The 20,642-nt window shown below is 61.3% G+C and carries 12 protein-coding genes; 5 read left to right on the top strand and 7 right to left on the bottom strand.

Translation table 11 applies throughout. The annotated features are described in order from the left end of the window. Window positions 1–9: 9 nt before the first annotated feature. Entirely contained in the window at window positions 10–3,906 is a 3,897-nt protein-coding gene (purL, locus tag BLO50_RS03025; protein WP_090248592.1) for a phosphoribosylformylglycinamidine synthase, read from the bottom strand. A gap of 164 nt (window positions 3,907–4,070) precedes the next feature. On the opposite strand from purL, the gene mltF reads away from it, so the two are divergent. Then, window positions 4,071–5,531, top strand: a complete 1,461-nt coding sequence (gene mltF / locus BLO50_RS03030) for a membrane-bound lytic murein transglycosylase MltF (RefSeq protein WP_090248593.1) — start codon at window positions 4,071–4,073, stop codon at window positions 5,529–5,531. A 167-nt stretch (window positions 5,532–5,698) separates the two neighbouring features. Here mltF and tadA read toward each other — a convergent pair whose 3' ends face one another. The 5 genes from tadA to guaB all read right to left on the bottom strand — a co-directional run bounded on the left by tadA (window position 5,699) and on the right by guaB (window position 13,639). Continuing rightward, entirely contained in the window at window positions 5,699–6,181 is a 483-nt protein-coding gene (tadA, locus tag BLO50_RS03035; RefSeq protein ID WP_090248595.1) for a tRNA adenosine(34) deaminase TadA, read from the bottom strand. A gap of 2 nt (window positions 6,182–6,183) precedes the next feature. Then, a complete protein-coding gene (locus tag BLO50_RS03040) occupies window positions 6,184–7,554 on the bottom strand; it encodes a multicopper oxidase family protein (protein ID WP_090248597.1) in 1,371 nt (456 codons plus the stop codon). A 145-nt stretch (window positions 7,555–7,699) separates the two neighbouring features. After that, on the bottom strand, window positions 7,700–10,213 hold the full coding sequence (locus tag BLO50_RS03045; protein WP_208597415.1) for a mechanosensitive ion channel family protein: 2,514 nt from the start codon (window positions 10,211–10,213) through the stop codon (window positions 7,700–7,702). A 283-nt stretch (window positions 10,214–10,496) separates the two neighbouring features. Next, the gene (guaA, locus tag BLO50_RS03050) at window positions 10,497–12,077 is read right to left on the bottom strand and encodes a glutamine-hydrolyzing GMP synthase (protein ID WP_090248600.1); all 1,581 of its coding nucleotides are present in this window, start codon (window positions 12,075–12,077) and stop codon (window positions 10,497–10,499) included. Between the two features lie 92 nt (window positions 12,078–12,169). Continuing rightward, a complete protein-coding gene (guaB, locus tag BLO50_RS03055; protein WP_090248601.1) occupies window positions 12,170–13,639 on the bottom strand; it encodes an IMP dehydrogenase in 1,470 nt (489 codons plus the stop codon). Window positions 13,640–13,874: 235 nt separating this feature from the next. Between guaB and BLO50_RS03060 the strand changes: the two genes are divergently transcribed. After that, complete coding sequence (locus tag BLO50_RS03060; RefSeq protein ID WP_244152858.1) at window positions 13,875–15,926, top strand: TonB-dependent siderophore receptor; 2,052 nt, start codon at window positions 13,875–13,877, stop codon at window positions 15,924–15,926. Between the two features lie 30 nt (window positions 15,927–15,956). Here the strand turns inward: BLO50_RS03060 and BLO50_RS03065 are convergent, their stop codons facing one another. Further along, complete coding sequence (locus BLO50_RS03065; RefSeq protein ID WP_090248604.1) at window positions 15,957–16,511, bottom strand: sugar ABC transporter ATPase; 555 nt, start codon at window positions 16,509–16,511, stop codon at window positions 15,957–15,959. 105 nt (window positions 16,512–16,616) lie between these two features. Here BLO50_RS03065 and xseA point away from each other — a divergent pair, with 105 nt between their 5' ends. From xseA to BLO50_RS03080, 3 genes are all read left to right on the top strand, one after another. Further along, window positions 16,617–17,996, top strand: a complete 1,380-nt coding sequence (xseA, locus tag BLO50_RS03070; RefSeq protein ID WP_090251182.1) for an exodeoxyribonuclease VII large subunit — start codon at window positions 16,617–16,619, stop codon at window positions 17,994–17,996. A gap of 18 nt (window positions 17,997–18,014) precedes the next feature. Then, window positions 18,015–18,839, top strand: a complete 825-nt coding sequence (locus BLO50_RS03075) for a peptidoglycan DD-metalloendopeptidase family protein (protein ID WP_090248606.1) — start codon at window positions 18,015–18,017, stop codon at window positions 18,837–18,839. Window positions 18,840–18,943: 104 nt separating this feature from the next. Next, window positions 18,944–20,620 (top strand): flagellinolysin, encoded by a 1,677-nt coding sequence (locus BLO50_RS03080; RefSeq protein ID WP_090248607.1) that lies wholly within the window; start codon window positions 18,944–18,946, stop codon window positions 20,618–20,620. Window positions 20,621–20,642 lie beyond the last annotated feature (22 nt).

Here is a 20,642-nt window from a genome sequence, read left to right on the forward strand (position 1 = left end):
CCAACCGGATCAATCCACCCACACGCGGGCGTTGCGGAACATGCGCATCCAGCCGGCATCTTCCTGCCAGTCATCCGGTTTCCAGGAGTTCTGCACAGCGCGGAACACCCGCTCCGGGTGCGGCATCATGATGGTCACGCGGCCGTCGCGACTGGTCAGACCGGTAATCCCGCGTGGCGAACCATTCGGGTTGGCCGGGTAGGTCTCGGTGACCTTGCCGTGATTGTCGATAAAGCGCATGGCCACGCAGCCGGACAGATCGGCTTCGAGCAGAGCTTCCTCGTTCTCGAACTCGGCATGCCCTTCACCGTGCGCGATGGCGATTGGCATGCGCGAACCGGCCATGCCACGCAGGAAGATCGACGCCGACTCCTGCACCTGGACCATGGCCACGCGCGCCTCGAACTGCTCGGAACGGTTACGCACGAAATGCGGCCAGAACTCGGTGCCAGGGATCAGCTCGTGCAGGTTGCTCATCATCTGGCAGCCGTTGCACACGCCGAGACTGAAGCTGTCCTTGCGCTCGAAGAACGCCTGGAAGCCATCACGGGCGCGGCTGTTGAACAGGATCGACTTGGCCCAGCCTTCGCCGGCACCCAATACGTCGCCGTAGGAGAAGCCGCCGCAGGCGACCAGACCTTTGAATTCGTCCAGGCTGACGCGACCACTGAGTATGTCGCTCATGTGTACGTCGATCGCGTTGAAACCGGCGCGATCAAAGGCCGCAGCCATTTCCACCTGGCCGTTGACGCCCTGCTCACGCAGCACGGCGATCTGCGGACGTACCCCCTTACGGATATACGGCGCGCTGATGTCCTGATTGACGTCGAAGCTAAGCTTGGCCGACAAGCCTGGGTTTTCCTCATCGAGGATGGTGTCGAACTCCTGCTCGGCACACTGCACGTTGTCGCGCAGACGCTGAATCTGGTAGCTGGTTTGCGCCCACTGGCGCTGCAGCAAGCGGCGCTGGCCGCCGAATACCGGCTGACCGTTGAAGCTGATGGCCACGTCGTCGCTATTGACCGGCTGACCAATCACCGCCACGCAGTCGCCCAGACCGGCGGCGCTGAACTGTGCCAGCACTTCCGGGGTGGCGTCCTGATGCACCTGAATCACTGCACCCAGCTCTTCGTTGAACAGCACGGCGGCCAACTCAGCGCTGTCGTCGGCCAAAGCATCGAGGAACAGGTTCAAGCCGCAGTGGCCAGCGAAAGCCATTTCCAGCGCAGTCACCATCAGGCCGCCGTCGGAACGGTCGTGGTAAGCGAGGATATGACCGTCGGCATTCAGACCCTGGATTACCGCAAAGAAGGCCTTGAGGTCTTCAGCGTCATCCACATCCGGCGCCTGGGTGCCGAGCTTGCCGTACACCTGGGTAAGGATCGAAGCCCCCATGCGGTTCTGGCCACGGCCCAGATCGATCAGGATCAGGTCGGTTTCGCCCTTGTCCATGCGCAGTTGCGGGGTCAGGGTCTTGCGAATATCGCTGACCGGAGCAAAACCGGTCACCACCAACGACAGCGGCGAGGTCACGCTCTTATCCGTGCCCTCGTCGCGCCATTGGGTTTTCATCGACATCGAGTCCTTGCCCACCGGAATGGTGATGCCAAGCTCCGGGCACAGCTGCATGCCGACCGCTTTCACGGTGTCATAGAGACGCGCGTCTTCGCCCGGGTGGCCGGCAGCGGCCATCCAGTTGGCGGACAGTTTGATGTCGGAGAGTTTTTCGATGCGCGAGGCCGCCAGGTTGGTCAGGGTCTCGCCAATCGCCATACGCCCGGACGCCGCAGCATCCAGCAGCGCCAGCGGCGTGCGCTCGCCCATGGCCATGGCTTCACCGGTGTAGACGTCGAAGCTGGTGGCGGTGACCGCGCAATCAGCCACCGGCACCTGCCACGGGCCAACCATCTGGTCGCGGGCAACCAGGCCGGTAATAGTGCGGTCGCCGATGGTGATCAGGAAGCTCTTGCTGGCCACTGCCGGGTGATGCAGTACGCGAGTAACAGCTTCGTCGATGGCCAGGGTGCTGGCATCGAAATCATCGCCCAGCTCAGCTTCGCGGGCGGCCGAACGGTGCATGCGCGGCGGCTTGCCGAGCAGCACTTCCAGCGGCATGTCCACCGGGGTATTGGCGAAATGGCTGTCAGTCACGGTCAGGTGGGCTTCTTCAGTGGCCTCACCAACCACGGCAAACGGGCAACGCTCGCGCTCACAGATCGCCTTGAACCGCTCGAAGTCGACGGCACTGACGGCCAGTACGTAACGTTCCTGGGACTCGTTGCTCCAGATCTCGTGCGGCGCCATGCCCGGTTCGTCATTGGGCACGTTGCGCAGTTCGAAGCGGCCACCACGACCACCGTCATTGACCAATTCAGGGAAGGCGTTGGAAATACCGCCCGCGCCAACATCATGGATAAAGGCAATTGGGTTGTTGTCACCCAGCTGCCAGCAACGGTCGATAACCTCCTGGCAACGGCGCTCCATTTCCGGGTTCTCGCGCTGTACCGAGGCGAAATCCAGGTCAGCCGAGCTGGCACCGGTGGCGACCGACGAAGCGGCGCCGCCGCCCAGGCCGATCAGCATGGCTGGGCCGCCGAGCACGATCAGCTTGGCGCCCACGGTGATCTCGCCCTTCTGCACGTGATCTGCACGGATGTTACCCATGCCGCCAGCGAGCATGATCGGCTTGTGGTAGCCGCGCACTTCTTCACCGCGCGGGGTCTGGATCGCCTGCTCGAAGGTACGGAAGTAGCCGGTCAGGGCCGGACGACCGAACTCGTTGTTGAACGCCGCGCCGCCCAGCGGGCCTTCAATCATGATGTCCAGCGCGGTAACGATGCGCTCAGGCTTGCCGTACGGCACTTCCCAAGGCTGCTCGAAACCAGGGATGTTCAGGTTGGATACGGTAAAACCGGTCAGCCCAGCCTTCGGCTTGGCACCACGGCCGGTGGCGCCTTCGTCGCGAATCTCGCCACCGGAGCCAGTGGACGCACCAGAGAACGGCGAAATGGCCGTCGGGTGGTTGTGGGTTTCCACCTTCATCAGGATATGCACGGGCTCCTGGGTCGCGCCGTACTGACGGGTCTCAGGGTCCGGAAAGAAACGGCCGGCAACACTGCCGACGATCACCGAGGCGTTGTCCTTATAAGCGGACAACACGCCTTCGTTATGCATCTGGTAGGTGTTCTTGATCATGCCGAACAGGGATTTCTCTTGGCTCTCACCATCGATATCCCAGCTGGCATTGAAGATCTTGTGGCGGCAGTGCTCGGAGTTGGCCTGGGCGAACATCATCAGCTCGATATCATGGGGGTTGCGCCCCAGACCGTTGAAGCTGGTCACCAGGTAATCGATTTCGTCTTCAGCCAGGGCCAGCCCCAGTTCAACGTTGGCCTTCTCCAGCGCAGCGCGACCACCACCGAGGATGTCCACGGCAGTCAGCGGCTTGGGCTGGGCGTGGCTGAACAGTGCAGCGGCGCCCTCGAGGTTATCCAGCACCAGTTGGGTCATGCGGTCATGCAGCACGTCGGCAACTTGCTGCGCCTCGGCGGCATTCAGCTCACCGCTGACGTAGTACGCCAGGCCGCGCTCAATGCGCTGAATCTTCGCCAGGCCGCAGTTGCGAGCGATGTCGCTGGCCTTGCTCGACCACGGCGAGATGGTGCCAAAGCGCGGAATGGTCAGGAACAGGCGGCCGCTTGGCTCCTGCACCGGCACACTCGGGCCGTACTTCAGCAAACGGGCCAATACCTGCTCTTCGTCGGCGTTAAGCACGCCGGTGACTTCAGCGAAATGCGCGAACTCGGCATACAGGCCGGTGACAGCAGGAACCTTGCTGGTCAGTTGCTCAAGCAGTTTGCCGTGACGGAAAGCAGAAAGGGCGGGAGCGCCGCGCAGGATCAACATCGGGGACAGCCTCTGGGAAGGGGTGTACTTTGAGGCCGTGCATTCTAGCCTAAAGCGCCGCCAACGGCACCCGTGAAGGCGGGCCAAACGTAGCAACTGCGCTAGCAGAGAAGCAACCCGCTGTCGAGATATGGCGCGCCCCATGCTTTGCGTATACTGCGCCAATGTTTGCCCAATCTGCGTTCCGTGTGCGCTGCGCCTGCTGGCTGTCGGTGATCGGAATCCTCCTGGTGCTCGGCGGCTGTGCTGAAGAACCCAGCACACTCGAGCGCGTTCAGGCGGAGGGTGTACTGCGGGTGATCACCCGCAACAGCCCGGCCACTTATTTCCAGGACCGTAACGGCGAGACCGGCTTCGAATACGAGCTGGTGAAGCGCTTTGCCGATGATCTGGGTCTTGAGCTGAAAATCGAAACCGCCGACAACCTCGACGAGTTGTTCGCCAGCCTGAACAAACCCAACGGTCCGGTACTGGCTGCCGCCGGCCTGGTAGAAAGCGACGGACGGCAGCAACACGCACGCTTCTCCCTGCCCTACCTCGAAGTCACCCCGCAGGTGATTTACCGCAACAGCCAGCAACGCCCGACCCGTCCGGATGATCTGCTCGGCAAACGCATTCTGGTACTTAAAGGCAGCAGCCATGCTGAGCAGTTGGCCGCGCTCAAGCTGCAATTGCCAGAACTGACCTACGAGGAATCCGCTGCCGTCGAGGTGGTCGACCTGCTGCGCATGGTCGATGAAGGGCAGATCGACCTGACCCTGGTCGACTCCAACGAGCTAGCGATGAATCAGGTGTATTTCTCCAACGTGCGCGTAGCCTTTGACCTGGGCGATGCGCAAAATCTGGCCTGGGCCACAGCCCCCGGTGAAGACCGCAGCCTGCTCGACGAGATGAATGCCTTTATTGAGCGAGCGCACCAGAACGGCAGCCTGCAGCGCCTGAAGGATCGCTACTACGGCCATGTTGATGTACTCGGTTATGTCGGTGCCTACACCTTCGCCAAGCACCTGCAACAACGCCTGCCGCGCTACGAGAAACACTTTCGCGAAGCTGCCCAAGCCAATCAGGTCGACTGGCGCTTGCTCGCTGCTATGGGTTATCAGGAATCACTCTGGCAACCCACCGCCACCTCGAAAACCGGCGTGCGCGGGCTGATGATGCTAACCCTGCGCACCGCCCAGGCTATGGGCGTGTCAGACCGCTTGAACCCCAAGCAGAGCATCGAAGGCGGCGCCAAATACATTGTCTATGTAAAGAACCAGCTGCCGGAAAGCATTCAGGAGCCGGACCGCACCTGGTTCGCTTTGGCTTCCTACAACATCGGCGGCGGCCACTTAGAAGATGCGCGCAAGCTCACTGAGGCCGAAGGCCTGGACCCGAATAAGTGGCTGGATGTACAGAAGATCCTGCCGCGCCTGTCGCAGAAGCAATGGTACAGCAAAACCCGTTATGGCTATGCCCGTGGCGGCGAGCCGGTGCACTTTGTACGCAACATCCGCCGCTACTACGACATCCTCACCTGGGTAACCCAGCCGCAGCTGGAAGGCTCGCAAATCGCCGAAAGCAATCAACATGTGCCGGGCATCGACAAACGTCAGCCCAATGAGCAGACCCCGCCGCTTTAACAGAACCTATTTCAAAGGCGCGCGAGCTAGAGTCCTGCAAGGCGCTACGTAGTAACAGCCTCCGGCTGGTCAAAACGGCGAGGAAGCGGAGTTTACTGATGTAAATGAGCATTCCGAGCCTGGTTTTAACGCCGCAGGGCTGACGCGCAGCAGACTTTGGATAGGTTCTAGCGCTGCTCGCGCCTGGCCTTGAAGAACGCACTCAGCACCGCCCCGCACTCATCCGCCAGTACGCCGCCCTCAATCAACACCCGGTGATTGAGAAATTCCTGACTGAAGAACTGTCCGCGACTCAACGCAACCCCAGCTTTAGGCTCGGTTGCGCCATACACCACGCGCTGCACCCGCGCATGCACGATCAGCCCGGCGCACATGCTGCACGGTTCCAAGGTGACATACAGGGTGCTGCCCGGCAGACGGTAGTTATCCACGGCCTGGGCGGCGGCGCGAATCGCCACCATCTCGGCGTGGGCACTGGGGTCATGGGTGGAGATCGGGCAGTTAAAACCGCGCCCGACAATCTGGCCATCCTGCACCAGCACTGCGCCGACCGGCACCTCGCCTAGGGCCGCACCTTCGGCGGCCAGGGCCAGGGCCTCGCGCATAAAGTGCTGATCCTGGCTGCGATCAATGATCAGGGGTTGGCGCACGCTTAAACGACCTCGATTGATGCCATCAGACCGGTTTCCATATGGTCGATCACATGGCAGTGGAACATCCATACCCCAGGATTATCGGCGACCAGCGCAACGCGCGCGCGCTCATTCTTGCCCAGCAGGTAGGTGTCGGTGAAATAAGGGATGATCGACTTGCGGTCCGAGGCCAGCACCTTAAAGGTCATGCCATGTAAGTGGATCGGGTGCTGATACTGGCTGAGGTTGCGCAGCTCGAAGATATAACTCTTGCCCAGCTGCAGGCGAGCAATCGGCCGGTCGGCGCAGGTCTTGTCATTGATATCCCAGGCCTGACCATTGATCTGCCAGAAGCTGTGCGCCGCCCCCTGGTCCAGGCCGACCGACACCGCACCGGCCCATTCGAAGTTGAATTTGACGGTTTCGGCATTAGCCAGATCCGGCTCGGCCACCGGGTTGGCTGGCAGTGCTGGCGGCCACTCACCAGCCACCTCGGCGCTGGGCTGCGCGCGCAAGGTCGCCAGACGTAATGGCCCGTTACGCAGCGACAGCTCATTGCCGGCCGCAGGCACCTTCAACCCCAACTCGATACGCATACCCGGCCCCAGCCAGTACTCCTTGCCCAGCGGCCTTGGCTCGACCGGATTGCCGTCCAGCGCATAGATACGCGCATCCGCGCCGGGCAGGTTAAGGCGATAGGTCAGGGTGTTATCCAGATTGATCAGCCGCAGGCGCACCACCTGCCCGGCAGGTAAATCCAGGGTTGGCGCGTGCTTGCCATTGACCGTACTCAGCCGCCCAGGGGTGCCGCCACGCGCCGCCTCGCGCGGTACGCTGAAATCGGTAAAAGCGCCCAGCTCGTCGATATGCCAGCTTTTCAGGTTCAGCGTGTGGTCGTGGAGAAAGCCCGTCGGCTCGCGCTCTTCGACGATCAGCGCGCCGACCAACCCACGCCCCAGCTGCTCGCCGCTGGCGACATGCGGGTGATACCAAAAGCTGCCGGCGTCGGGGGTGATGAAGTTGTAGTCGAAGTATTCACCCGGCAGCACCGGCGCCTGCGACACATAAGGCACGCCGTCCATCGCCAACGGCAGACGGATGCCATGCCAGTGAATAGTGGTCGGCACGTCCAGCTGATTAATGAAGCGCACGCGCAAGCGCTCGCCCTGACGGCAACGCAGCTCAACCCCAGGCGCTTGCCCACCATAGGCCCAGGCCGAGGTGGTTTGGCCCGGCACCAGCTCAATATCCAACGGCGCGGCGATCAGCTCATAGTCGTGGGTCGCCACATTTTCCGGACGGCCCAGCCAGTAGCGCACGCCACCAGCACCAAGTCCGACGACGCCAAGCCCAGCCAGGCCGATCAGCATTTGTCTGCGGGAAAACAACATATCCACTCCAGGTTGCCTGGCTATATGCCATGGCCATGCATCGGAGGAAGAACTCACTCCCGATAGATGCAATAGTTTCTCATCTAACTAGCGCTCAAGACGAGCCTGAAATCGAGGCTGATTGCCGCACCGCTGGCATAGGGGGTCAGGAAGCGTCCAACTTACCGCCGCCCTGGCCGACCTGGCGCATCGCCTCGGTCAACTCGTCAGGCACCCCGCGCAGATTGAGGTCGTACTGGTTGTACGGGATGCTGATATTGGACGCCGCAAGCGCCTGCAGCATGCTCACCATCAGCTCGCTGCGCGTAGTGGTCCAACGGTCGTAGTCCTGCGCCCAGGCTCGCACGCTGAAGTTCAGCGAGCTATCACCATACTCCTGCAACAACACGACCGGCGCAGGCTCTGCGGCCACTCCAGGGACAGCGCGTGCCACGCTGGCCAGTAGTTCAATCACTTGGGCAGGGTCGCTGCCGTATGCGACGCCGATCGGCACTTCAATGCGCCGATTGCGGTCCTGCAGCGTCCAGTTGGTCAGGTTATTGGCAACCAGAGTGCCATTAGGCACCACGATGTCGGCGCCATCGAAGGTACGGATCTTGGTGGCGCGTAGGCCAATTTCGCGGACGCTGCCGCTGGCGCCGTTGATCTCGATAACGTCGCCAGGCTGAATCGGCCGTTCGAACATCAACACCAGCCCCGACACGAAGTTACTCACCAATCCCTGCAAGCCAAAGCCAATACCCACACCCAGTGCGCCGAACAACAGCGTCAACTGACTGACCTTGAAACCCGCCGCCGACAACGCCAGCAAAAAGCCCAGCAACAGCAGCGCGTAATAGGTGAGCGAGGCGATGCTGTTGCCCACACCGCGTGGCAAGCGGCTATGCCCCTGCAACTGCTCGCGCAGTATCAACTTGGTCGCCCGCGCTGCAGCAATGGTGATCAGCACCGACAGGGCAAACACCAGCACATCTCCCAGACTGATGGACAACTCGCCGACCTCGACGTCATAGCCCAACACCTGACTGACGAACGCCTGCACCGGCAACAACACGCGAAAGCGATCCATGCTGTACAGCAGCCAACTGACTGCCGCTGCCAGTAGCAATGCGCGACGCAACCAACTCAACAATGCCTGGCCGTGTCGACGAAACAGCCATACCCGCTGCACAGCCGGCAACTCCGTCAGCATCCGCAGCAGCGCATTGACCAAAGTCATACTGGCGTACAGCAGCAGGCCGATATAACCGCTGTCAATCACCCCGCTGGTGAGCGTCTGAGTCAGCAGCAAGGCACCGGCCAGATTGGCCAGCAGCGAAGCCAGCAGCAGCCCGCCGCCCAGCCAGACAGCTCCACGCACCATCGTTCGTGCCCAGCCGACACTGCGTTCGGCTCGCCGCAGCATCTGCCGCAGTAGCCAGAGCGTGAGTAGCAGCGCGACGACCGTCAGCCCGAGCTGAAACACGCGATAAAAGTCTTCACCGCCCCATAACAGCGCCCCCAGCCGGTCTGCCAGATACAAGCCAGCCGCCATTAGCGGCCAGCTGCCAAGCAGGTCATGGGCACGCTGCGGAAGCATGCGCAACGCAGGCACCACCGCCAGCAGCGTCAGCACCTCAAGCGCCATCATGGGTGCATCCGACTCGAACACCTGCACGACCATCACGGCCAGCAGCAACCAGGCGGACAACGGGCGCGCGGCTACCCGCTGGCTATCGTCATCACGGCTCACGTGAGGCGCCAAGCGCTGCTGGCGCGCCAGCCAGAGCAACACCAGCAACAGCAGCACCAGCAGTGCTTGCATCGTGTGTACTTTGATGGCGTTCACCGCGCTGTAGGCATCGGCAAAGCGGGCTTCAATATCCAGCCCCGGCACCACTGAATCCGCATCGGCTTGCTGGTCGTCAGGAACATGCAGCGCCTGCCACAACGGCAGCGAATCACGGCTAAACAGGCGTGCATCAACACCGCTGATGACCCTGTCCACTTCTTCGCGCCCAAGCTGAATACTTGAATTGATCGCATTGGCCCGTTGCCCCAACTCAATCAGCTGCTCCAACGGCGCTGCAAGCGCCTGCTCGGCCGCCTGCAGCTCGCTGATCATCAAGTCGATCTGCCGAGCCAGAGGCACGGGCATGCTGTCTGCCGGGGTCGCCACGCGCGTGGCCTGCCAACGTACACGGCGTAGCGACAGCTCGGCCGTGTCATCGGCATAAGGTTTGGTGACGGCGCGCATCTGCGTACGCCAGGCTTGAATACGGTGGGCATCGAAGCTCCAGTGGCGCGCCAGACTCTCCAGGCGCACAAAAGGCAGCTGGCGCAGTTCATCCACGCTGAAGGCCCGCAATTTCTCATCGACGGGCCGCGCAATGTCATCAAGCAGAGCGCCAAGCGCGGCAGCCGGGTCCGCACTCGCTGCCCGGCGCTTGGCACGGTCCGCCAGACGCTGGTCATCATCCGCGCGCAGCAGAATATCGTTTAAGGCAATTGCCGCAGCAGTCGTGGCAGTGGGGGCGGCAGGAGCAGATTCGTCCTGCGCCAACGCGGAGCTGACGACCAACAGAACGCTCAGGGCCAGCCCCAGCAGATGGCCAAGTGACCTACCCCCGCTTACAGCAAAACGCCGCGCCATTCTCGCCAAGACAAATAGCGCGGTCATTGCTGATCTCCCTGCATAAATGGCCAGACACCCGGATTTTGGTTCAATCCGCTGCCCGAGCATAACCACGACAAGCACCTCACAGCCAGCCTGGCTCCGTGCTCATGGGAATACGCTGCCCTGCAGGTTTTGCGGATCGTCTCGCAAGCCTGGGGCTGATCGAGTAAAAAACAGCCCCGCCCTAACCCAATAGAGAACAGCGGCTGTCCGATACCCAGCGTAGCGCCTACCTCATACGCAACCGATCAGGGCCAACAAAAAGGGGCCCGTAGGCCCCTTCTGGTCACTCCCACTCGATGGTGGCAGGCGGCTTGCTCGACACGTCGTAGGTGACGCGGGAGATACCTTCAATTTCGTTAATGATGCGGCCACTGACAGTTTCCAGCAGCTCGTAAGGCAGGTGCGCCCAACGTGCAGTCATAAAGTCGATGGTCTCCACCGCGCGCAGGGCTACAACCCAGGCGTAACGACGGCCATCACCGACCACGCCCACCGATTTCACCGGCTGGAACACCACGAAGGCCTGGCTGACCTTGTGGTACCAGTCAGCCTTGCGCAGCTCTTCGATAAAGATATGGTCAGCGCGACGCAGCAGGTCGGCGTATTCCTTCTTCACTTCGCCGAGGATGCGCACGCCCAGGCCAGGGCCCGGAAATGGGTGACGGTAGACCATGTCGTACGGCAGGCCGAGTTCCAGACCCAGACGGCGCACTTCGTCCTTGAACAGTTCGCGCAGCGGCTCGACCAATTTCAGGTTCATCTCTTCCGGCAGGCCGCCGACGTTGTGGTGCGACTTGATCACGTGGGCCTTGCCGCTTTTAGCGCCCGCCGACTCGATCACGTCCGGGTAGATGGTGCCTTGGGCGAGGAACTGGATGTTATCCAGCTGGCTGGCCTGGGCATCGAACACGTCGATAAAGGTGCGACCGATGATCTTACGCTTCTTCTCCGGGTCGGCTTCGCCAGCCAGGTTGTCGAGGAACTGCGCTTCAGCGTTGGCACGGATCACCTTGACGCCCATGTTCTCGGCGAACATGGCCATCACCTGCTCGCCTTCGTGCAGGCGCAGCAGGCCGTTGTCGACGAATACGCAGGTCAGCTGATCACCAATGGCCTTGTGCAGCAGCGCCGCAACCACCGAGGAGTCCACACCGCCGGACAGGCCGAGCAGCACGTTGGCATCACCGACCTGGGCGCGCACCTGGGCGATGGCGTCTTCAGCAATCTTCGACGGCATCCATAAGGCTTCACACTCGCAGATGTCGAGAATGAAACGCGACAGGATGCGACCGCCCTGCTTGGTGTGGGTCACTTCCGGGTGGAACTGCACGCCGTAGTAACGGCGCTCATCGTTGAACATGCCGGCAATCGGGCAGCTCGGGGTGCTGGCCAGGACGTGGAAATCAGCCGGCATCTTGGTGACTTTATCACCATGGCTCATCCACACGTCGAGGCCGAACAGGCCGTCGGCGTCGACATGGTCTTCGATGCCATCGAGCAGGCGGCTCTTGCCAACCACATCCACGCGGGCGTAGCCGAACTCACGCAGCTCGGAACCCTCAACCTTGCCACCCAGCTGCTCAGCCATGGTCTGCATGCCGTAGCAGATACCGAACACCGGCACGCCGAGGTCGAATACCGCCTGCGGGCAACGTGGGCTGTTGGCTTCGTGCACGGACTCAGGGCCACCGGCGAGGATGACGCCTTTCGGGGCGAATTCGCGGATCGCGTCCTCATCCATGTCGAACGGGTGCAGTTCGCAGTACACGCCGATTTCGCGCACGCGGCGGGCGATCAGCTGGGTGTACTGGGAGCCGAAATCCAGAATCAGGATGCGGTGAGCGTGGATGTCTTGATGAGCCATGACCGTCTCTCGTAGCGAAATTCACAAATGACTCGGGGCTGCCCTGTAAAACAACAGCGACAGCCCCGGGCTTTATATCAACTGATCAACAATCAGCCCACGCGGTAGTTCGGGGCTTCTTTGGTGATCTGTACGTCGTGTACATGGGACTCAGCCATGCCGGCACCGGTGATGCGCACAAACTCAGGCTTGCTGCGCATCTCCTCAACTGTTGCACAACCGGTGTAGCCCATGGAGGCACGCAGGCCGCCCATCAGCTGGTGCACGATGGCGGCCATTGCGCCTTTGTATGGCACGCGACCTTCGATGCCTTCCGGCACCAGCTTCTCGGCACCGGCCGAGGAGTCCTGGAAGTAACGATCCGAAGAGCCCTGCGCCTGCGCCATGGCGCCCAGCGAGCCCATACCGCGGTAAGCCTTGTAGGAGCGGCCCTGGAACAGCTCGACTTCGCCCGGAGCTTCTTCAGTACCGGCGAGCATCGAACCGATCATCACGCAAGACGCGCCAGCAACGATGGCCTTGGACAGGTCACCGGAGAAACGGATACCGCCATCGGCGATCAGCGGCACACCGGTGCCAGCCAGTGCGGCGGCAACGTTGGCCACGGCGGAGATTTGCGGAACGCCAACACCGGCAACAATACGCGTGGTGCAGATCGAACCTGGGCCGATGCCGACCTTGACCGCATCGGCGCCGGCTTCGGCCAGGGCCTTGGCGGCTTCGCCGGTGGCAATATTGCCGCCGATCACCTGCACATCCGGGAAGTTCTGCTTGACCCAACGCACGCGGTCGATCACGCCTTTGGAGTGACCGTGGGCGGTGTCGACAATAATCACGTCAACACCGGCATTAGCCAGCGCGGCGACGCGGTCAGCGGTATCGGCACCGGTGCCGACAGCTGCACCAACACGCAGGCGACCTTGGTCGTCTTTGCTGGCCAGCGGGTAAGCTTTGGCTTTTTCGATGTCCTTGACGGTCATCATGCCCTTCAAGCGGAAGGCATCATCGACGATCAGGACTTTCTCGATGCGGTGCTTGTGCAGCAGCTCGCGCACCACGTCTTTGTCGGCGCCTTCCGGTACGGTGACCAGACGCTCTTTCGGCGTCATCACTTCACGCACGGTAGCGTCCAGGCGGTTCTCGAAACGCACGTCACGGGAAGTGACGATGCCGACCAGGTCGCCATCGCTGAGTACCGGTACGCCGGAGATATTGTGCATACGGGTCAGGTCGAACAGATCACGCACGGTGGCGTTGGCTTCGATGGTGATCGGGTCCTTGACCACGCCCGCCTCGTAGCGTTTGACCTTACGCACTTCGGCAGCTTGCTGCTCGACGGTCATGTTCTTGTGGATGATGCCGATGCCGCCTTCCTGAGCCATGGCAATTGCCAGACGGGCTTCAGTGACGGTATCCATGGCAGCAGAGAGCAACGGAATATTCAGTTCAATACCACGGGTCAGGCGCGTTTTGAGGCTGACATCCTTCGGCAGAACTTCGGAATAACCTGGAATAAGTAGAACGTCGTCGAAGGTAAGAGCTTCTTGACTGATACGCAGCATGGCGGGGGCTCCCGGACGGGAAAATTGGAAGCGCGCCATTATACTCAGACGCCCCCCTGCACTCAACGCAAACTGCAACATTGCCCTGCGCGCTTACGCGGCGCTATTCAGAAGCGGGATTAGAGCAATACAATAATGATTATCAAAAACACCCGCAACTGAGTAGCACATGCCCGCCTCCCGACTCTCCCCCTCCCTGCTAGCCTGGAGCTTCACCCTGCTCGCCCTGGCCTTGATGCCTGTCGCCAACAGCCTCGCAGCCGAAACCGCCAGCCCACTTGAGCTGCCCAGCCAGGCCGTCACCGCCACCCGTGAAGACCAAACCGGCTACAGCGCCAGCACGGCCAGCACCGCAAGCAAAAGCGCCGTGCCGATCATGCAAGAGGCCCAGGCGTTGCAGGTGGTCACCGAGCAGGTGATCGAGGACTACCAAGTGCAATCGCTGGACGACGCGATGAAGTTCGTCAGCGGTATGACCCAGAGCAACACCCTGGCCGGCACCCAGGACGGCTTCGTCAAACGGGGTTTCGGCAGCAACGCCGACGGCTCGATCCTGCGTGACGGCATCCGCTCCAGCCTGTCGCGTAACTTCAGTGCCAGCACCGAGCGCGTGGAAGTGCTCAAAGGTCCGGCTTCTCTGCTCTATGGCGCTCTGGAACCGGGCGGCCTAATCAACGTGATCAGCAAGCAGCCTGAATACCGGCAGCGCACGCAGATCAGCGGTGAAACCAGCAGCGAAGGTGGTGGCAACCTTATGCTCGACACCACCGGCCCATTGGGCGACAGCGGCTTTGCCTATCGACTGATCGCCGAACGCCAGCACGAAGACTATTGGCGCAATTTCGGCGCGGACAACCACAGCCTGATCGCACCGTCCCTCAGCTGGAGCGGCGAAGACCTGCGCATCACCCTGGCCTACGAGCACAAGGAATACTCGACCCCGGTGGACCGTGGCACGGTGATCATCAACGGCAAACCGGCGAGCACCGAGTACAACGCGCGCCTCAACGAAAGCTGGGCCAAAGCCCAAGGCACCGATGAACTGTTTACCGCCAAGGCCGAGTACCAACTCAACCCCGACTGGCTAAGCCGCCTGACCTACGGTTGGAACAACGAGCGCTACGACTATGCCGAAGCACGGCCCAACGCGCTTAACGCCACCACCGGCGCACTCAGCCGCCGCGCCGACGGCAGCGAGCATGACAACCAGACGCAGTACCTGGCCTGGGACTGGATCGGTAACACCACGCTGCTCGGCCAACAGCATGACCTGCTACTTGGGCTCGATACCGAGCGGGTTGACAACTTCCGCGGTGACACCTACCGCGGCCCGGCTGTTGCCGGCTTCAATATTTACCGCCCGGTTTACGGCAACCTCGCCGAACCGTCGCTGATCAGCGCCGCGCAAAGCGACAGAAGCGACGAGCTGCACTCACGCTCGCTGTATGTGAAGGACAACTGGCACCTTAACGACCAATGGATACTGGTGGCCGGCGGACGTTACCAGCACTTCGAACAGCTGGTTGAACAGGGCCGTGGTAACAGCTATACGAAAACCACCGACCGCCAAGACAACGCCTTCTTGCCCTTTGCCGGCTTGGTTTATCAGCTCAGCCAACAGGTTTCGCTGTACGGTAATTACAGCCGCTCATTCGTGCCCAACGCCTCAGACGCCAACACCAGCCAGGCGTTCGACCCCGAGGAAGGTCGCAGTTACGAGCTGGGGGTAAAACTTGACCTCCCCCGGGGTATCGGCGCCAGCCTGGCACTGTTCGATATCGAGAAGGAAAACGTCGTGGTCACCAACAACGCCGTGTCTGAAGCGGCAGGCAAGGTGGGCTCACGCGGCGTGGAAATGGACATAACCGGCAAACTGAGCGAGCGATGGGAACTGCTCGGCACCTACGCCTACACCGATACGGAAATCCTCGATGACCCGGATAATCAGGGCAACGCACTGGTGAATGCCGCGCAGAATATCGCCAGCCTGTACCTGAACCACCACCTGGCGCTGCCCAGCGACACCGGACAATGGCGAGTAGGCGGCGGCGCGCGCTATGTCGGTGAACGCGCCGGCGATAACGCCAACAGCTTCTGGCTGGACAGCTACACCGTGGCCGATGCGTTTATCAGCTGGGAAAGCCAGCTACTGGGCGACAAGACCCGCCTGCAGCTGAATGCGCGTAACCTGTTCAACCAGGAGTACTACCCATCCAGCGGCGGCAACCTGCGCGTCGCCGTCGGTGAACCGCGCGAACTACGCCTATCGGCCAGCGTCGATTTTTAACTATTCAGCTCGGTTCAAGGATGAACCAACTCAGACAAGATCGACCCGCACCAGGGAAACCGGATAGCCCAAGCGCGCAGCAAACTCGTCGAGAAAGCTCTGCTTAAAGCCGGCGTCCGCCCAGTTATTGAAGATAAAGCCCAGGTTGGAAAACCCGCAGGGCTGCAGAAACAGAAAGCCGTTGATATCGTCTTCATGGCCGCACAGCGGGCAGCGAAAGTTATCGGTATGCCCCGGCATCCAGTCTTCCAGGCTGTCGAATAACCTTTCGCCCACTTCGCGCCGACACTCGGGGCAGCCGGCCTCTTCGAGAAAGTCCGTTGTCGGGGTATAGATACAGCGTTTGTAGATAATCTCCAGGCCATGCACCGCCTGCCCGAACGGCAACAGCTCGGGACGCTCGACCACCCGCCGCGCGCCCTCGGCAATGCCGTAGCCCATATGTTTGAAGGTGCGGCCACAGGTGGTGAGCTGTTCTTTGATGATGTTCTGCTTGACCAGCCAACGCACGATCAACCGCGCCCGCGCCTCATGGCCGGGAAAGCTGGAAATCTGCGGCACGATGATCGCCTGCTGCTCACTCATAACGGGACTCGGTTTGCGCTAAAGGCGCGCAGCTTAAAGGGCTTACAGCGGCGGTCAAGGCCAATCCCCTATGGCAGGCTGGGCAAAGCATTTACTATGCGGGCCATGATCAAAGATCCCTTCCAACGCCTGAACCTCGACCGCGAGGTGCTCAGCGTCAGTCAACTGAACAACCGCGCACGCCTGCTGCTGGAAGATGTATTCGGCGGCATCTGGGTCGAGGGGGAAATCTCCAACCTGGCCAAGCCGGCGTCCGGACACATCTATTTCACCCTTAAAGATAGCCAGGCTCAGGTGCGCTGCGCGTTGTTCCGGCAGAACGCCGCCAAGGTGCGCCAAGCGCTGCGTGATGGTCTGGCGGTCAAGGTACGTGGCAAGGTCTCGCTGTTTGAAGGGCGCGGCGACTACCAGCTGATTCTCGACGCAGTGGAACCTGCGGGCGATGGCGCGCTGCGCCTGGCCTTCGAGGCGCTGAAAGAAAAGCTTAACGCCGAAGGGCTGTTCGCGACCGAGGCCAAAGTCGCCCTGCCAGCGCACCCGAAACGTATTGGTATTATCAGCTCGCCCACCGGCGCGGTGATCCGCGACATCATCAGCGTATTTCGCCGCCGCGCACCGCAAGTCGAACTGACCCTGATCCCTACCGCCGTGCAAGGCCGAGAAGCCACCGCGCAGATCGTCCGCGCCCTCGGCATAGCCGATAAAAAAGGTTTTGATGCGCTGATCCTGGCCCGCGGCGGCGGTTCGCTGGAAGACCTCTGGTGCTTTAACGAAGAACCGGTTGCCCGCGCCATTGCCGCCTGCGTGACGCCCATCGTCAGCGCGGTGGGCCATGAGACCGATGTGTCCATCGCCGATTTTGTCGCCGACGTACGCGCACCAACACCTTCCGCCGCCGCCGAGCTACTGGCCCCCGACAGTAGCGAGCTGGTGCAACGCCTGCACAATCTCAAACGCCGCCTGAACCTGCGCATGCAACACCGCCTGGAACGTGAACGCATGCGCCTGGACGGTTTGCAGCGTCGCTTGCGCCATCCCGGCGAGCGCCTGCGCCAGCACGCCCAGCGCGTGGATGATCTGGATATGCGCCTGACCCGCGCTTTCGCACGCCAGCTGAATAGCCGTCGCGAACGCCTGAATCACCTGCAAACCCGCCTGCTAAGCCTGCATCCGGAACGCAACCTTAAGCTGCTCGATCAACGCCTGCAGGCACTGGCCGAACGCCTGCAACGCAGCATGCGCGAGGGCCTCAAGGCACGCCGCATGCAGCTGCATAGCCAGGTGCAGACCCTACACGCGGTCAGTCCGCTGGCGACCCTTGGGCGTGGCTACAGCATCCTGCTGGATGAGCGCGGCCGCGCCATCCGCAACGCCGCCGACACCCGCCCCGGCCAGCGCCTGAAAGCGCGCCTGGGCAACGGCGAGCTGGATGTGCGGGTCGAAGACAACCATGTGCAGCCGGTTACCCTCTCGCTGCTCGATTGATTTCCACACAGGTCCCCCATGCGTCCATTCACCCTGCTCACCCTGTTCTGCCTTGCCCTGCCCGTCCACGCCGAAGGTTTTATCAGCCGACTGCTCAATAAACCCGTGCCCGGCGGCGTGGCGGTAGTCGATCTAGGGCCAGCAGCCAGCGCACCCAGCGTGCGCTATCAGAACAAGCCGGTGCTGGTGATTCACGAGGATCAGCAACGCTGGATCGCCATTGTCGGTATTCCGCTGAGCATCAAGCCGGGCAGCCAACAGATCAACGTCAACGGCAGCCAGACACTGAGCTTTCAGGTGGGCAGCAAGCATTACGTCGAACAGCGCATCACCATCAAAAATCAACAGCAGGTCAACCCAAACGCCAAGAACCTTGCGCGCATTGAACGCGAACTGGCCGAACAGACCCGCGCCTACCAACAGTTCAGTCCTCGCCAGCCAAGCAACCTGCTGTTCGACAAGCCGGTCAACGGGCCGCTATCCAGCCCCTTCGGCCTGCGCCGCTTTTTCAACGGTGAGGAGCGCAACCCGCACTCCGGGCTGGACTTCGCCGCCAATAGCGGCACGCCGATAAAGGCCCCGGCCGCAGGCAAGGTGATCCTGACTGGCGACTACTTCTTTAACGGTAAAACCGTTTTTATCGACCACGGCCAGGGCCTGATCAGCATGTTCTGCCACCTCTCGGCCATCGGCGTAAAAGTCGGTGATGAAATTCCCCGTGGCGGCGTACTCGGCAACGTCGGCGCCACCGGTCGCGCCACCGGGCCGCATCTGCACTGGAACGTCAGCCTGAATGATGCCCGCGTCGATCCCGCGATCTTTATCGGTGCGTTCAAGCCCTGACCGTTCGTCGACCTACCCACCCGAGCCTATCAAGCCTTTTCAGCGCAGGCCGATTACGCCTGTGACGCCGGGCTTTCCGTCCGGCCGAGCGGGTACACACGTAGATGCTGACGGTTAACACCAACATCTCGTCGTCGTTCACGCGCCGCCAATTGGAGAGCAACAGCACAGCACTTGGTACTTCGCTGCAGCGCCTGTCCACCGGACAGCGCATCAACAGCGCCAAAGACGATGCTGCTGGACTGCAAATCTCCAACCGTTTGACCTCGCAAGTGCGGGGGCTGAACGTGGCCACGCGCAATGCGAACGACGGCATATCGCTGCTGCAGGTAGCGGAAGGCGCTTTACAAAGCGTCACCGACGCCCTGCAGCGCATTCGCTCGCTCGGCTTGCAGGCCATGAACGGCTCCAACGGTGCCAGTGAGCGCACTGCACTGGATCAAGAAGCGCAGCAGCTGTTGCAGGAAATCAACCGCGTCAACGAAACCACTACCTTTGCTGGTCGCAAAGTATTTGACCAAGGTACCTTTTCAGTCCTTGGCGACCCGGATCAGCGTGCCGTATTGAACGCCCTCAAAGGCTTCTGGATCAGCGAAGGTGAGCAGCGGGTATTCGACGCCTTCGGGCTGACGGCCGATGGCGCCGAACTGGAAATAACCTTTACCAATGATTCATCCAGCCAAAACCTGGCCTCTGTATCTGGCACATCCGGTGCCGGCGGCAAAATTTTTGACCAGGTTCTGAACGTCAACCTGGCTTACTTCGATGCCTCAACCCTGCCCAACGGCGGCAGCACACCGCAATATACCGATCGAGTCATCGCGCATGAGATGGCGCATGCCGTCATGGGCCGCACGATGAATTTCGCCGGTTTACCCAGTTGGTTTATTGAGGGCACTGCAGAAGCGCTGCAAGGCGCGGACGAGCGCCTTGCAGGAGACACCGCTGGAGGCACCAATACTGCGACCATTCTGGCGGCATTTAATGCCGACGATGTCAGCGCTTCGGCCGGTTATTCCGGCGGTTACGCTGCCGTGCGGTATATGCATGAAGAAATAAAAGCGGCGGGTGGCAAAGGCATCAAAGACATCATGGGTTACCTGCAAAAAAACAGCGGTTCTACCCTGGATCAAGCCCTGACCAACGCCAGTAAAGGCGCCTTCAGCAGCCTGGCGGACTTCAGCACTCAGTTCAATGCCGATGCCGCGGCCTATGTTGCAGGACTGGACCTGAGCAACGCGGACACTGGGGCGATTGGCGGCTTCGACGCTGACGGTGGCAATGTCCTCACCGCCGAGAATGTGCTGCCCAACCAAGGCACTGGGCTCCCGGGTTCCAAGGGCTTTACGCTGGTCGAACCGGAGCTGTTCAACACCAACGGTGTGGGCGGCAACACCCTCACCCAGCTCCAAGTCGGGGCTCAGGCCTATGAAACGATCCAGATCGGCTTCAGCTCATTCAGTGCAGATGCGATGGCCTTGGGCCGCCTGGACCTCGGTAAGACACCCGGCCTGGCGGTGATGGACATTGATGACGCACTGGCCTACATCGACCGCCAACGCGGCTACATGGGTGCGTTACAAAACCGCCTGGAAAGCACCATCAACAACCTGCAAAGCATCGCTGAAAACGCTGCCGCCAGCCGCTCACGCATTCTCGACACCGACTTTGCAGCTGAAACTTCTAACCTGGTTTCTCGCCAGATTATCGAGCAGGCCGCGCAAAGCGTCCTTGCGCAGGCTAACCAGCGCCCTCAGGCGGTCCTCAGCTTGCTTGGCTAAGCCCAATGCAACAACGCCCTAA

Origin of the sequence: Pseudomonas peli (assembly GCF_900099645.1) — a bacterium.
GTDB lineage: Bacteria > Pseudomonadota > Gammaproteobacteria > Pseudomonadales > Pseudomonadaceae > Aquipseudomonas > Aquipseudomonas peli.